Origin of the sequence: Sphingomonas sp. IW22 (assembly GCF_041321155.1) — a bacterium.
In the GTDB taxonomy this organism is placed as follows: Bacteria; Pseudomonadota; Alphaproteobacteria; order Sphingomonadales; family Sphingomonadaceae; genus Sphingomonas.
In genome coordinates, this window is sequence record NZ_JBGGWB010000002.1 from 324966 (window position 1) to 339652 (window position 14687).

Annotated in this window: 12 protein-coding genes and 2 pseudogenes; 2 read left to right on the forward strand and 12 right to left on the reverse strand. The window is 63.6% G+C overall.

What is annotated here, in order from left to right; genetic code table 11:
* Positions 1-2 precede the first annotated feature (2 nt).
* On the reverse strand, positions 3-374 hold the full coding sequence (fliE, locus tag ACAX61_RS13200; RefSeq protein WP_370715297.1) for a flagellar hook-basal body complex protein FliE: 372 nt from the start codon (positions 372-374) through the stop codon (positions 3-5).
* Positions 371-1627 (reverse strand): sigma-54 interaction domain-containing protein, encoded by a 1257-nt coding sequence (locus ACAX61_RS13205; RefSeq protein WP_370715298.1) that lies wholly within the window; start codon positions 1625-1627, stop codon positions 371-373. The genes fliE and ACAX61_RS13205 overlap by 4 nt, the downstream gene beginning before the upstream one ends.
* 259 nt (positions 1628-1886) lie before the next feature.
* Between ACAX61_RS13205 and ACAX61_RS19635 the strand changes: the two are divergent.
* A pseudogene (locus ACAX61_RS19635) lies at positions 1887-2297 on the forward strand (flagellin); the annotation flags it as partial.
* Between the two features lie 741 nt (positions 2298-3038).
* Positions 3039-3296, forward strand: a pseudogene (locus tag ACAX61_RS19640) (flagellin); the annotation flags it as partial.
* A 161-nt stretch (positions 3297-3457) separates the two neighbouring features.
* Here ACAX61_RS19640 and ACAX61_RS13215 read toward each other — a convergent pair.
* From ACAX61_RS13215 to ACAX61_RS13260, 10 genes are all read right to left on the reverse strand, one after another.
* Complete coding sequence (locus tag ACAX61_RS13215; protein WP_370715300.1) at positions 3458-4447, reverse strand: NAD-dependent epimerase/dehydratase family protein; 990 nt, start codon at positions 4445-4447, stop codon at positions 3458-3460.
* On the reverse strand, positions 4447-5748 hold the full coding sequence (locus ACAX61_RS13220) for a UDP-glucose dehydrogenase family protein (protein ID WP_370715301.1): 1302 nt from the start codon (positions 5746-5748) through the stop codon (positions 4447-4449). The genes ACAX61_RS13215 and ACAX61_RS13220 overlap by 1 nt, the downstream gene beginning before the upstream one ends.
* Positions 5749-5797: 49 nt before the next feature.
* A complete protein-coding gene (gene galU, locus ACAX61_RS13225; RefSeq protein ID WP_370715302.1) occupies positions 5798-6655 on the reverse strand; it encodes a UTP--glucose-1-phosphate uridylyltransferase GalU in 858 nt (285 codons plus the stop codon).
* A gap of 146 nt (positions 6656-6801) precedes the next feature.
* Positions 6802-7950, reverse strand: a complete 1149-nt coding sequence (locus ACAX61_RS13230; protein ID WP_370715303.1) for a glycosyltransferase — start codon at positions 7948-7950, stop codon at positions 6802-6804.
* 144 nt (positions 7951-8094) lie between these two features.
* Positions 8095-8874, reverse strand: coding sequence for a sulfite exporter TauE/SafE family protein (locus tag ACAX61_RS13235; RefSeq protein ID WP_370715304.1), 780 nt, complete (start codon positions 8872-8874; stop codon positions 8095-8097).
* A 34-nt stretch (positions 8875-8908) separates the two neighbouring features.
* Positions 8909-9670 (reverse strand): 3'(2'),5'-bisphosphate nucleotidase CysQ, encoded by a 762-nt coding sequence (locus tag ACAX61_RS13240; protein ID WP_370715305.1) that lies wholly within the window; start codon positions 9668-9670, stop codon positions 8909-8911.
* Positions 9667-11577, reverse strand: a complete 1911-nt coding sequence (cysN, locus tag ACAX61_RS13245) for a sulfate adenylyltransferase subunit CysN (RefSeq protein ID WP_370715306.1) — start codon at positions 11575-11577, stop codon at positions 9667-9669. Before cysN ends, ACAX61_RS13240 begins: the two co-directional genes overlap by 4 nt.
* The gene (cysD, locus tag ACAX61_RS13250; RefSeq protein WP_370715383.1) at positions 11577-12476 is read right to left on the reverse strand and encodes a sulfate adenylyltransferase subunit CysD; all 900 of its coding nucleotides are present in this window, start codon (positions 12474-12476) and stop codon (positions 11577-11579) included. The genes cysN and cysD overlap by 1 nt, the downstream gene beginning before the upstream one ends.
* Positions 12477-12745: 269 nt before the next feature.
* Positions 12746-13924, reverse strand: coding sequence for a zinc-dependent alcohol dehydrogenase (locus tag ACAX61_RS13255; RefSeq protein ID WP_370715307.1), 1179 nt, complete (start codon positions 13922-13924; stop codon positions 12746-12748).
* The gene (locus ACAX61_RS13260; RefSeq protein ID WP_370715308.1) at positions 13924-14544 is read right to left on the reverse strand and encodes an SRPBCC family protein; all 621 of its coding nucleotides are present in this window, start codon (positions 14542-14544) and stop codon (positions 13924-13926) included. Before ACAX61_RS13260 ends, ACAX61_RS13255 begins: the two co-directional genes overlap by 1 nt.
* Between the last annotated feature and the right edge of the window lie 143 nt (positions 14545-14687).

Here is a 14687-nt window from a genome sequence, read left to right on the forward strand (position 1 = left end):
CGTTACACCGGCATGCTCATGATGTCCTTGTAAGCGGACAGCAATTTGTTGCGGACTTGCAGCGTGGCCTCGAACCCGACGGACGCCTGCTGGCGGGCGAGCATCACCTTGGCGATGTCGATCGTTTCGCCGCGTTCATAGGCGGCGGACAGGTTGCTGGCCTGATGCTGGGCGCGATTTACCTGCCCCAGCGCGCCTTCCAGCGTGTCGGAAAAGCTGCTGATCGCGGGCGGTGCGGCCGTGGGCGCGGCGGCGGGTGCCGCAACCTCCTGATTGGCGCGCGACAGTGCCTGGTTTTTCTCAAGGATCTGTTGGCGCATGGCCATGATCCGGTCGACGCTCATCGCGCCGCCGCCGATGCCGTTTACGCTCATGCCGAAGCCCTCTGATCGGAGATCGTCTCACCCTGTTCGCGCAGTCGCGCCAGGCGATAGCGCAGGGTGCGTTCGGAAATGCCCAGCCGCCGCGCGGTTTCGACCCGGCTGCCGTTGCACGCGGCCAGCGTTTCGCGGATCGCCTGAAATTCGTGCATCTGGACGATGTTGGACAGGCGCCCGCCAGCATCTTCATTGGCCACCGCGCGCGGGGCGCTGGGGCGGTCGAAAATGATGTCGGACCCTTCAATCCGCTCGCCGGTCGACAGCAGCAGCGCGCGCTGGATCACATTTTCCAGTTCACGCACATTGCCCGGCCAGTCATGCGCCTCAAGCTGGTCCAGCGCCTCACGCGACAGCCAGGGAAGCTGGGCACGGCCGCCGGCATGACGCGCGATCATCGCGGTCGCCAGCGCCGGCAGATCGGCCTTGCGCTCCGCCAGTGCGCGCGTCGTCAGCGGGAAAACCGACAGGCGATAGTAGAGGTCGGCACGGAACCGGCCCGCCGCCACTTCGTCCTGAAGGTCGCGATTGGCGCAGGCGATGATTCGCACGTCGATCTTTTCCGGCTCGGTCGCGCCGATCGGCACGACTTCGCGTTCCTGAAGCGCGCGGAGCAGCTTGGCCTGAAGCGCCAGCGGCATTTCGGCGATTTCGTCGAGCAGCAATGTGCCGCCATTCGCCGCACGGAAAAAACCCTGGCCGCCCGACGATGCGCCGGTGAACGAACCCTTGGTATGGCCGAACAGCATCGCTTCCAGCATGGTTTCGGGAAGCGCGGCGCAGTTGATCGCGACAAAGGGGCCGTCACGCCGGTCGGACGCGCGGTGGATGGCGCGCGCCATCACTTCCTTGCCCGTGCCGGTCGGGCCGTTGATCAGCACGGTGATGTCGGACCGGCCGATTCGCTCGGCAAGCGCCAGCAGCGCCAGGCTCTCGGGATCGGCGGCGACCACCGCATCGCTATCGCGCAGCATCGCGCTGGCGAAACCTGCGCCGATCGCGGGATCGGCATCGTCGAAACCGACCATCGCGGGGGCACCGTCGATGAACGGGCGGGCGATCTGCCGCCCCTTGGCAACGACCATCGTCCGGGCCGGCGCCGGCGTTGCTTCGCCTGCGGTCACCAGCAACCGGTCGCCCGGACGCGGCGTGGCGTCGGTGGCGGCGATTTCCAGCCCCTGCGACCGCAGCACGGACAGCAGGAGATAGTGATCGCGCTGCACTGCAGGCGACGGGATGATCGTCGTCATTTTTCTGTTCCCCCTTGAGTCGGGGATACCCGTCCTATTGTTAATCACGGGTAAAACTTGCCGTTACCGGCAATGTTTTTCCGCTCCTGTATTCCGGGCGCGCGCGGGATTTATAAATAACCCCCGCGCGAGACCGGATTCCCGCCCAATCTTTTTCCTAAAGCCCCGGCTTTCCCGGTCGTTCTCCTGTTTGGCTGCTCGAAACCCAGGATCATCAATGGGGGGATGGACGGGCGGTTCGGGTGAATGGAGATCGACTATGACCGTTATCGGAACCAATATCGGCTCGCTGCGGGCGGCCAACGCATCCCAGCGCGCGGACGACATGCTGCGGACCAGCATGGAGCGTCTGTCGACCGGCAAGCGAATCAACTCGGCAAAGGACGACGCCGCCGGCCTGGCGATCGCCAACCGCATGACCAGCCAGGTGAAGTCGATGAGCGTTGCGATCCGCAACGCCAATGACGGCATTTCGCTCGCCCAGACGGCGGAAGGCGCGATGAGCGAAGTCACCAACATGCTTCAGCGCATGAAGGAACTGGCCACCCAGTCGGCCAACGGCACCCTGAAAGCCAGCGACCGTACGTCGTTGCAGGCCGAGATGAACCAGCTGGTCGCCGAAATCGACAACGTCGCAAAGACCACGTCGTTCAACGGCGTGAACCTGCTGGATGGTTCGCAGGGTTCGATCAAGCTCCAGACCGGAATCGAGGCGGACCAGACCATTTCGATGAATATGGTCGATATGCGGAGTGAACAGCTGGACCTGTCGAAGACCACCGCAGCCGTTGCCGATGGCTATGCCCTCGATCTGAACGAGCTGACCGGCGCGATGGCGATCAAGGTCAACGGCGTGAGCGTGGATGCCAACACCAATGCGGTTGATGCGGCCAAGCTGATTTCGAACGGCGATGTTACGGCGACCGCTTCCAACGAACTCTCCATCGCTTACACCGCTCCGTCGGGCGCTGCAGCTTCGATCACGATCAACGGGGTGGCAGTTGCTCTTGCTGACGGCGACGATCTCAACGCTGCGGTGACCAAGATCAATGCTACTCTCGCGGCGCAGGGCGGTCAGGCCCTGACTGTCGAAGCGGATGGCGGCAACATCAAGCTGAGCTCGAAGGGCGAGAGCATCCAGATTACCACCGCTGACGACGCAGTCTTTACCGCTGTGACGAACACCGCGGGCGATCCGGTCGAAGATGCCGCCGGTGACCCTATCGATCTGTCCGCTGGCTATTCGCAAAAGGGCACGATCACCCTTGAGGCCACTTCGGGCCAGATTTCGGTCGAAGATGGTGTCGAGGGTGGTTCGACCAACCTTGTAGCACTCGGCATCACCGACACGCTCGAAAATGCGCGCTCGATCAGCATCTCGTCGCAGGAAGCCGCAGGCGACGCGCTTGCCACAATCGACGCAGCTTTGGACAAGGTCACCGCCGGCCGTGGTGATCTCGGTGCGGTTCAGAACCGCCTGCAATCGACGGTCAACAACCTCACCACCACGGCCACTAACCTGACCGACGCACGCAGCCGTATCGAGGACACGGATTTCTCGACCGAGACGACCGCACTCGCCAAGGCGCAGATCCTGAGCCAGGCGTCGACCGCGATGCTGGCGCAGGCCAATCAGTCGCAGCAGGGTGTGATGTCGCTCCTGCGTTAAGCGATACAAGGATATCCGCGTAACCGCCGCCGCCTTTCGTTATGAAAGGCGGCGGTCGATCTGCCGCTCTCCATTACGGACAGCAAGGGTGGCGGGTCACGAAAAAGCCCCGGCCGGTATAACCTGGCCGGGGCTTTTTACGTTCAGCCGCGCGTCAATGTTCAGCTGCGTGCGCCGGTTCGGTAAAAGTCGTGATACCAATCGGCAAAGCGGGCCAGCCCCTCTGCCAGCATGACCTTTGGCTGGTATCCGGTCAGCGCGTGCAGCCGCGACACGTCGGCAAAGGTGGCGGTGACGTCGCCGGGCTGCATCGGGCGCATGACCTTGATTGCCTCGCGCCCGATCGCGCGTTCCAGCGTTTCGATCATTTCCATCAGGCCGACGGGATGGCTGTCGCCGATATTCAGCACCCGGTGACCGCCGGGGGCGGGCGGATGGTCGAGCGCGCCGATGATGCCGTCGACGATGTCGTCTATATAAGTAAAGTCTCGCGCCATCCGGCCTTCGCCGAAAACCTCGATTGGCTCACCCGCCATGATTTTTCGGGAAAAGGTGAAATAGGCCATGTCGGGCCGGCCCCACGGGCCATAGACAGTAAAAAAGCGCAGCCCGGTCTGTGGAAAACGATAGAGCCGCGCATAGGACTGGCTCATCAACTCACATGCGCGCTTGGTCGCGGCATAAAGCGAGACGGGATCGTCCGCTGCCTCATCCTCGCTAAAGCCCGCATCGCCCATCGGCCGCTCACCATATACGGAGCTGGAAGAGGCGTAGACGAGGTGCTGGAAGCCGCTGGCATGGCGGCATGCCTCCATCACCGACAGGTGACCGGCCAGGTTGGAGTGTTCATAGGCGAAGGGGTTGTCGATGCTGTACCGCACACCCGCCTGTGCGGCGAGGTGGACGACGCGGGTGACTCCATGATCCCGGACCAGCGCCGCCATCGCGCCGGCGTCGGCAATGTCGATCCGGTGAAAGTCGAAGCCCTCCCGATCCGCAAAGGTCGCAAGCCGTGCTTCCTTCAGCGCGACATCATAATAGTCGTTGACGATATCGACGCCGATCACCCGTTCGCCGCGGTCAAGCAGCCGGTGGGCGGTCGCATGGCCGACAAAGCCCGCAACCCCCGTGACAAGGATCGGCGCCGGCATCAGCGGCCCACCGCGTGATAGGTAAAGCCCGCGGCCTCAACCGATTCACGCGGATAGATGTTGCGAAGGTCGACCATGACCGGTGTGCTCAACAGCGATTTGACCCGGTTCAGGTCCAGCGCGCGGAACGCGTCCCATTCGGTGACGATGACGACCGCATCGGCCCCCTCCATCGCCTGATACGGCCCCTCGCAATATTCGACATTGTCGAGCACCTTCTTCGCCTGTTCGGTCCCTTCGGGATCGAAGGCGCGGATGAGGGCGCCGGCGTCCTGCAGCGTCTGGATGACGGCGATGGCCGGGCTGTCGCGCATGTCGTCGGTATTGGGCTTGAACGTCAGGCCCAGAATCGCAACGGTCTTGCCGCGCACGTCGCCGCCCATTGCGGCGATGACCTTGCGGCCCATCGCACGCTTGCGGTTGTCGTTGACCGTGACCACCGCCTCGACAATCCGTTGCGGAGCATCATGGTCCTGTGCCGTTTTCAGCAACGCCAATGTATCCTTCGGGAAACACGACCCGCCATAGCCGGGACCGGCGTGCAAGAATTTCGGCCCGATGCGGTTGTCCAGTCCGATGCCGCGCGACACTTCCTTCACGTCTGCGCCAACCTTTTCGCACAGATCGGCGATTTCGTTGATGAAGGTGATCTTGGTCGCCAAAAATGCGTTGCCGGCATATTTAGTCAGCTCGGCCGCGCGCCGGCTCATTTCGATAACCAGTGAGCGGTTCAGCGTCAGCGGGCGATAGATCTGGCGCATGACTTCCATTGCGCGTTCGTCGTCGCCGCCCACGACCACGCGGTCGGGCCGTTTGAAATCGTCGATCGCGGCGCCTTCGCGCAGGAATTCGGGATTGGACACCACGGCAAAATCGGCATCGGGATTGGTTTCGCGTATAATGCGCTCAACCTCGTCGCCAGTGCCGACGGGCACGGTCGATTTGTCGACGATGACCGTGAACCCCGTGATCGCGCCCGCCAACTCCCGGGCAGCGGCATAGACGTAGCTGAGATCGGCATGGCCATCGCCGCGCCGCGTCGGCGTGCCGACCGCGATGAACACCGCATCGGCATCCTTCACGCTTTCGGCCAGGTCGGTGCTGAAGCGCAAGCGACCCGCCGCGACATTGCGTGCAACCAGTTCGTCCAGCCCCGGTTCGTAAATCGGCATCCGGCCCGCATGCAGCGCGTCGATCTTGGACTGGTCCTTGTCCACGCAGATCACGTCATGTCCGAAATCCGCAAAGCACGCGCCCGAGACCAGCCCGACATAGCCCGAGCCAACCATCCTGATCCGCATTCAAAATCCTTTCACCGGCCGCGCGCGGCCGAAATCACGTCGCATTGAGTCAGTTCAGCGCATCGATGAATGCCTGCACCGGCCCCTTCAGGTCTTCGCGCGCAAGGCCAAGCGCGATGTTGGCGGTCAGCCAGCCGGCCTTGTCACCGCAATCGTAACGCTGCCCGTCAAATGTAAAGCCGTGGAAGGGCTGGTTGCCGATCAGCTTTGCCATGGCGTCGGTCAGCTGGATTTCGCCGCCCGCACCGGGTTCCTGCTTGTCCAGGATCTGCATCACTTCCGGCTGAAGGATGTAGCGACCGGGAATCATCAGGTTCGACGGCGCCTTGCCCTTTGGCTTTTCAACCAGCGCCTTTACCTCGGTCAGACGGCCATCGACCGCACCGGGAGAGATGATGCCATATTTGTCGGTTTCGCTGTCGGGCACTTCCAGTGCGCCGATGACGTTGCCGCCAACCTTGTCATACGCCTCGACCATCTGGCGCATGAACCCGCCGACCATCAGCTCGTCGGGCAGCAGCACCGCAAACGGCTCGTCGCCCACGATTTCACGCGCACACCACACCGCATGGCCAAGGCCCAGCGGTTCCTGCTGGCGGACATAGACGGGCGAGCCGGGCTTTTGCCGGATCCCTTCGATCACGGCCATGGACTTGCCGCGCGCCTTCATCGTGGCTTCAAGTTCGTAGGAGACGTCGAAATGATCCTCCAGCGCGCCCTTGCCGCGGCCGGTGACGAAGATGATCTGTTCGATCCCCGCCTCAAGCGCTTCCTCGACCGCATATTGGATGAGGGGCTTGTCGACGACCGTCAGCATTTCCTTTGGCATTGCCTTGGTCGCGGGCAGGAACCGGGTTCCAAGACCAGCAACGGGGAACACCGCCTTGCGGACGCGCTTGATCGTCATCGAAACTCCCTTTCTGCCGGCGGATTGCCGGTCATTGGCTGGATCGGGCTTCTAGCAGAGCAGTTTTCGCTGCGCCGCATCGAATAGCGGCTTTCAACCGCATACGGACGCACAGCCCCCCAAAGGGGGATTGCACGTCCGGTCCGTCACCTTGATCGCCACGTAAAGACCGAAGTGGCCGCATAGTTCCAGACAACCCCGACGGCGATCCCGGCCAGCCCTGCTGAAAACCAGTTATAATGGAAGTCGCTGAACATATAATCCGCGATGCCGACATTGGCGATCGCGCCCACCGAACACACCAGCATGAACGTCGCCAGCCCGCGCGAGACCCGGAAAAAGCCACGCAGGCGCCGGTCGCGATAGGTGAGGGTGTTGTTGACGAAAAAGTTGAAGATCATCGCGGTCGCGGTCGCCGTGGCCTGCGCCCACATGAACGGCGACACTCCCAGTGCCAGCACGATGCTGAGCACGCCCATATGAACGAACACGCCCAGCCCGCCGATGAACATGAACGACAGAAAGCGTGCGGGCACGATATGCCCAACCAGCTTGTCCGCCAGCAGCAGCAGATATTCCCAGACGATCAGCGCATCTAGTTTGCTCTCGCCCGTCTGCCTGGCGCGAAAATGATAGGCGACTTCGCGAATGCGCAGCGGCTGTCGCGTCGATGCGGCGATGTCGAGCAGGATCTTGTAACCCTGTCCCGACAGGTTGCGCACCGCGCTGTAAAAGGCGGGTCTGGAAATCGCGAAGAAGCCGCTCATCGGGTCGGTCAGATCGGCGCAGGTGATCAGCCGCGCCAGCCGGGTGGCCGCCGTGCTGACCCGCGCGCGGCCCGCATCCCAGTCGCCGATGCCGCCTCCTGCGGTATAACGCGATCCGACCACCAGATCCGCCTCGTTGCTTTTCAGCAAGGCCAGCATTTCGGGCAGCACCCGTTCGTCATGCTGAAGGTCCGCGTCGATCACGGCGAGATAGGGTGAGGTCGTGCTCAACATCCCTTCGGTGACGGCGGTCGCCAGACCGCGCCGCCCGACACGGTGAATGACGCGCAGATTGCCGCGCGTGTCGGCCAGTTCGGCCAAGATGTCGCGCGTGCCGTCGGTCGAATCGTCATCGACGAAAACCATCTCGAACCGGATACCCGACAGCGCGCGTTCCAGCGCCTCTGTCATTGCGCGGACATTGCCGCGTTCGTTGAAGGTGGGGATGATGACCGACAATTCGGGCGTGGCGCCGGGGCGGTGCGTTGCCCCGGCGCTCATGACGCAATCTACGGTCGGATGTTGCATGACGGTTCCGTCACCCGCACGGCTGCGGCGCGGGCGATGGCATCGCCCCGGCAACGTCGTAGTGGAAATCGTCGAACTCGCACCACGCCATGTCCTGCTCCCCGCCGGGCCCCGTTACCGGGCCGCGCGGGCGAGATAAAGCGGCTAAAGCGCCAATTTCAGTCCCGCGATCAGCAGCACGGCGGCCAGCACCGGCTGAACGATGCGTTCCGGCACCATGGTGGCCAGTTTGGCGCCCAGCGCGATGCCCGGCACCGACCCCAGCAGCAACAGGCCCAGCAGGCCCAAGTCGACCGTGCCGATCAGCAGGTGGATGATACCGCCGACAAAGGCGATCGGCACCGCATGGGCAATGTCGGTGCCGACCAGCCGCCGCAGCGACAGGCGGCGGGGATACAGCGCCATCAACATGATCGCACCCAGTGCGCCAGCACCAACCGACGTCATTGTTACCATCACGCCCAGCAGCGCCCCGGCCAATACCGTCGCCGCACGCTTCATGGCCGGGAAGCCGGGGTTCGAGCGGATCGGGAGTAACTGGACGTAATTGGCCAATCGTCTGCGGCACAGCGTGGATATCGACGTCAGGATCAGCACGATGCCAAGGCTGACGCCCAGCATGGGCGAGTCGACGCGCCCGATCCCCGAATACCATAGCCACAGGCCGACCAGCAGCGCGGCCGGGATACTTCCCAGCGCCAGCAGCCGCACGACGCTCATGTCAACGCTGGCATGGCGATGGTGGATATAGCCGCCGACGCTTTTGGTGATCGCCGCGAACCACAGATCGGTGCCGATCGCCGTCGCGGGCGCGACACCGAACATCAGGATCAACAGCGGCGACATCAGCGAGCCGCCGCCGACGCCGGTGATGCCCACGATGATCCCGACCAGCAGCCCGGCCAGGACGTTCAGCCATTCCATTACGGGGTTCCTGCCCGGTGCGGCATGGTGCGGGTCAGGCCGCCGACCGCGCGGGCGCCAGCCGCTGGACCAGGGCCAGCAGATTGTCCGCCTCTTCCTCTCGGCAGATCAGCAGGTCGGGCAGATAGACGTCGGCGCGGTTGTACAGCATCGCGCCGCCGTCGATGCGCGAGACGTGCAGCCCTGCGGCCAGCGCCACCGCGACGGGGGCGCAACTGTCCCATTCATATTGCCCGCCCGAATGGAGGTAGATGTCGGCCTCCCCGCGAACGACGGCCATCGCCTTTGCCCCGGCAGAGCCCATGGGTAGCAGTTCGGCGCCTATTTCATTTGCCACGGCGACAGCTTCGGGCGCGGGGCGAGTGCGGCTGACCAGCATCCGCAGGGGCGTGTTGCGCGCAGGAAGCGGCGGCGGGGCGGCGCTGTCGAACGTGACACCCAATGCGGGCAAAGCGACCGCACCGGCCGCCGGCTGCCCGTCGACCGACAGCGCGACATGCACGGCCCAATCGACGCGCCCCTCCGAATATTCCCGCGTACCGTCCAGTGGATCGACGATCCAGACGCGGCTGCGCTCAAGACGGGCCACGTCGTCGACGCTTTCTTCCGATAACACCGCGTCGTCGGGGCGTGCCTGCTTCAGCGCCTCAAGGATCATGGCGTTCGCCACCCGGTCGCCCGCCGCGCCCAGCGCCTTGCCCTCGAACAGGCCGGTATCGCGCAGGGTCAGCAGCAGCGCGCCCGCCGCATCGGCGATCCGGCGGGCCAGCCGTGCGTCATCGGCCAATGTCGTCACGCGCCAAAGATCCGCTGCACGATCAACTCGGCTGCCTTTTCGGGCGACATTGAAACGGTGTCCACCGTGATTTCGGCATGTTCGGGCGTTTCATAGGGGCTGTCGATACCGGTGAAGTTCTTAAGCTTGCCCTCCCGAGCCTTGCGATACAGGCCCTTCACATCGCGCGCCTCTGCCACTTCCAGCGGCGTGTTGACGTGGATTTCGATGAACTCACCCTCCGGCAGCATCTCGCGCACCATCGCGCGTTCGGCGCGGAAGGGGGAGATGAAGGCGGTCAGCACGATCAGGCCGGCATCGGTCATCAATCGCGCCACTTCGCCGACGCGGCGGATATTCTCGACACGGTCTGCATCGGTAAAGCCCAGGTCGCGGTTCAGGCCGTGGCGCACATTGTCGCCGTCCAGCAGGAAACTGTGCTTGCCCAGCGCATGCAGCTTCTTCTCGACCAGATTGGCGAGCGTCGACTTGCCCGAACCCGACAGGCCGGTGAACCACAGCACGCAGGGCCGCTGGTTCTTCTGCGCGGCGCGTGCTTCACGCGTGATGTCGATCGCCTGCCAATGGACGTTCTGGCTGCGGCGAAGCGCAAAGTCGATCATGCCCGCCGCGACGGTGGCGTTGGTCGCCTTGTCGATCAGGATGAAGCCTCCGAGTTCGCGGTCGTCGGCATAGGATTCGAACGCGATTGGCTGGTCGGTATAGACCTCGCACGCGCCGATATCGTTCATGGCCAGCGTCTTGGCCGACAATTCGGCCATGGTGTTGACGTCGACCACATGTTTGGGCGGCTGAACCGTGGCGGACACGGTGCGCGTGCCGATTTTCATCCAATATGCGCGACCGGGCAACATGGCGTCGCCGTCCATCCAGACGATCGTCGCCTGAAACTGGTCGGCGGCCTGGGGCGGCTGTTCGGCGGCGGCCAGCACGTCGCCGCGGCTGCAATCAACCTCGTCAGTCAGTGTCAGCGTCACCGACTGTCCGGCGACCGCCACGGGCAGGTCGCCGTCCATGGTGACAATCCGCGCCACCGTCGATGTGCGCCCCGACGGCACGACGCGGACCGCGTCCCCCGGCCGCACCGAACCGCTGGCGATCATGCCCGCAAAGCCCCGGAAATCCAGATGCGGGCGATTGACCCACTGAACCGCCATGCGGAACGGCTTTGCCTGATCGCGCACCACGTCCAGCTCGACCGATTCCAGATGGTCGATCAGCGTAGGACCGTCATACCACGGTGTCAGTCCGGACCGGCTGGTGATGTTGTCGCCGCCCAGACCGGAAATGGGGATCGGCACGAACGCCTCGATCCCAATCGATTCGGCAAAGGCGCGGTAATCGCGAACGATCTCTTCAAAGCGGTGCCGGTCGAAGCCGACCAGATCCATCTTGTTCACCGCCAGCACGATGTGGCGGATGCCGATCAGGTGCGCCAGGTAAGAGTGGCGCCGCGTCTGGGTCAGCACGCCCTTGCGCGCATCGATCAGGATCACGGCCAGATCGGCGGTCGATGCGCCGGTGACCATGTTGCGCGTATATTGTTCGTGCCCGGGCGTATCGGCGACGATGAACTTGCGCTTTTCGGTGGTGAAGAAGCGATAGGCGACGTCGATGGTGATGCCCTGTTCGCGCTCGGCCGCCAGACCGTCGACCAGCAGGGCAAAGTCGATATTCTGCCCCTGCGTCCCCATCCGCTTGGAATCGGCTTCCAAGCTGGCAAGCTGATCCTCGAAGATCATCTTCGAATCATATAGCAGCCGCCCGATCAGCGTTGATTTGCCGTCATCGACCGAGCCACAGGTGATGAAGCGCAGCAGCGACTTGTTCTGATGTGCCGCCAGATAGGCGTCGATATCCTCGGCAATCAGCGCGTCGGCGCGATAGCTGGTTTCACGATCGGCCATCAGAAATAGCCCTCCTGCTTCTTCTTTTCCATCGAGGCGGCCTGATCATGGTCGATGGCGCGGCCCTGGCGTTCGCTGGTGGTGGTCAGCAGCATTTCCTGCACGACTTCGGAAAGGGTCGCCGCTTCGCTCTCCACCGCGCCGGTCAGTGGGTAGCAGCCGAGCGTGCGGAACCGGATCGAGCGTTCGACCACCTCATCCCCCTCGCGAAAGCGGAAGCGGTCGTCATCGACCATCAGGATCAGGCCGTCCCGCTCCACCGTCGGGCGCGGCGCCGCGAAATAAAGGGGCACGATCTCGATCTGCTCGGCCATGATATATTGCCAGATGTCGAGCTCGGTCCAGTTGGAGATCGGAAAGACGCGGATGCTCTCACCCTTCGCCTTGCGCGCATTATAGAGGTGCCACAATTCGGGGCGCTGGTTCTTTGGGTCCCAGCGGTGGCTGGCGCTGCGAAAGCTGAAGACGCGTTCCTTGGCGCGGCTCTTTTCCTCATCGCGGCGCGCGCCGCCGAATGCGACGTCAAACCCGTATTTGTCCAGCGCCTGTTTCAGCCCCTCGGTCTTCCACATGTCGGTGTGGAGGCCGCCATGGTCGAACGGATTGATCCCCTGCGCCATCGCGTCTGGATTATGGTGGACCAACAATTCCATGCCCGCCGCCTGTGCCGCGCGGTCGCGCAGGTCATACATCGCCTGAAACTTCCACGTCGTATCGACATGCAGCAGCGGGAAGGGCGGCGGCGCGGGGTAAAAGGCCTTTTTGGCCAAATGCAGCATGACCGCCGAATCCTTGCCCACCGAATAGAGCATCACCGGGCGTTCGGCCTCGGCCACGACCTCGCGCAGGATATGGATGCTCTCGGCCTCAAGCCGGCGCAGATGGTTCAGGTTGGTCACACGTTCGTCAGACACGATTGTCCGCTTTCCTTGTCCCACAAGGGCGCGGGTCGCTTCGCCGCGGCAATGCCCGGCACGACCCGATCCCCCGGTTCGCGATGACCGGCGCGCCGCGTCGACGAACGACGGACATGCCGGGTGCAGGACGCGGAACGTGGCGGTTCGCGCGGCAGACTTGAACCAATTTTATCTTTTGGCCGCCTTGCAACCAGCATGGGCGGCAGGCCGGACATGGGCGCCGGTGGCCCATGTCCGACATATCCGGGCGATCAGGTGCCGGGTTTCAGGACCACCTTGGTCCAGTCATTCTGCTTGTTGCGGAAATTGGCATAGCCGTCGGCCGCCTGTTCCAGCGGCAGGCGGTGGCTGATCAGGAAAGTGGTGTCGATCTTTCCTTCCTCAATCATGGCCAGCAGCTTCTTTGTGTATTTCTGCACATGCGTCTGGCCGGTGCCGATCTTCAGCCCCTTTTCCATCAGCGCGCCCAGCGGGAACTTGTCGGTCATGCCGCCATAGACGCCCGGAATCGACACGCGCCCGCCCTTGCGGACGGCAAGCAGCGCCTGTTTCAACGCGCTGGCGCGGTCCGCGCCCATGCCGACGGTCTGTTTCGCGATGTCGAGCATGTTGTCGACGGCAAAGCCGTGCGCTTCCATGCCCACCGCGTCGATCACCGCATCGGGGCCGATGCCGCCGGTCATTTCGTTCAGCGCCTCGCGCACATCCACGTCGTGGAAATTGATCGTCTCACACCCCAATCCGGCGGCCAGTTCCAGGCGATGGGGATAATGATCGATGACGATCACGCGCGCGGCGTTCATCAGCTTGGCACTCTGCGCCGCGAACAGCCCGACCGGGCCTGCGCCCCATACGGCGACCGTATCGCCGGGTTCGATCTGGGCATTTTCAGCCGCCATCCAGCCGGTGGGCAGGATGTCGGACAGGAACAGCACCTGTTCGTCCTCTAGGTCGTCATTCTCGATCACGATCGGCCCGACGTCGCTATAGGGCACGCGGACATATTCAGCCTGTCCGCCGGGATAACCGCCGGTCATGTGCGAATAGCCGAACAGCCCGCTCATCGGCTGACCGTAAAGCGTTTCCGAAATCTCGCGCTTGTCGACGGGATTGGAATTGTCGCACGCGCTGTATTGGTGCTTGTCGCAGAAGAAACAGGTGCCGCAGGCGATGGTGAAGGGCACCACCACCCGCTGCCCCTTTTTCAGGGTCGATCCGGAGCCGGTTTCGACCACTTCGCCCATGAACTCGTGGCCAAGAATGTCGCCCGACAGCACGCCGGGAATGACACCGTCATACAGATGCAGGTCCGACCCGCAGATCGCGGTCGATGTGACGCGGATGATCGCGTCGCGCGGATTGACGATTTCGGGATCGGGATGCGTGTCGACACGTACGTCTTTCTTCCCGTGATAGGTAAGCGCGCGCATCAGTTCTTCTCCCGATCGAGCTGGTTGTTGCTGGTGGGAATTTCGCCCGTTTCCATCAGCGCCTTGAACCGGCGCAGGTCGCGGCGAGCCTGCATTTCGGGTTCGCGCTGCAGGAGCTTGGCGATGGCCACGCCCAGTGTGCCCGCCGGCGGCGAATAGGCGACGACCAGTTCGACCTGCGTTCCACGATCTCCCGGCGCGTCGCGAAAGGCGACCCGGCCCTCGGTATCGATGGTCGATCCTTCGACCGATCGCCATGCGATCAGCTCTCCCTGGCGTTCGCTGGCGATTTCGGTGACGACCGTCACGCTGCCTTCGCCGGGCGCGACGATTTCCCATTCGAAGCGGCCATTACCCACCGGCTTCACCGCGTTCAGATTTTCCATGAAGCGCGGCAGGTTGGTGAAGTCGCGCCAGAAGGCGAAGAGTTCGGTCCGCGACGGCTTTGCGATCGTCACCGTCTTGCCGACGACGCGGTATCGGCCGAAACGGTCGCGTCTGGCGGTGCGACCGGGCGCGCCGCCGGTGCCCGATGGTGGGTTCGAGCTACTGCGCGTCAGGGCGAGCAGCCCGACGGCCAGCGCACCGACGGCGATGGCGGCTTGTGCGCGGGGCTTCATGACAGCGCTCCGGCAATGGGGGAAAGGGGCGAGCAGCGGTTCGGCATGGCGGTCCTCCTTGTCGCGGGGAAAGCGCCTCGAACCCGCGATCGTTCCGATCCGCACGGTAAAAAGAGCTGTGATTAACATGCGTTATTCGGGTT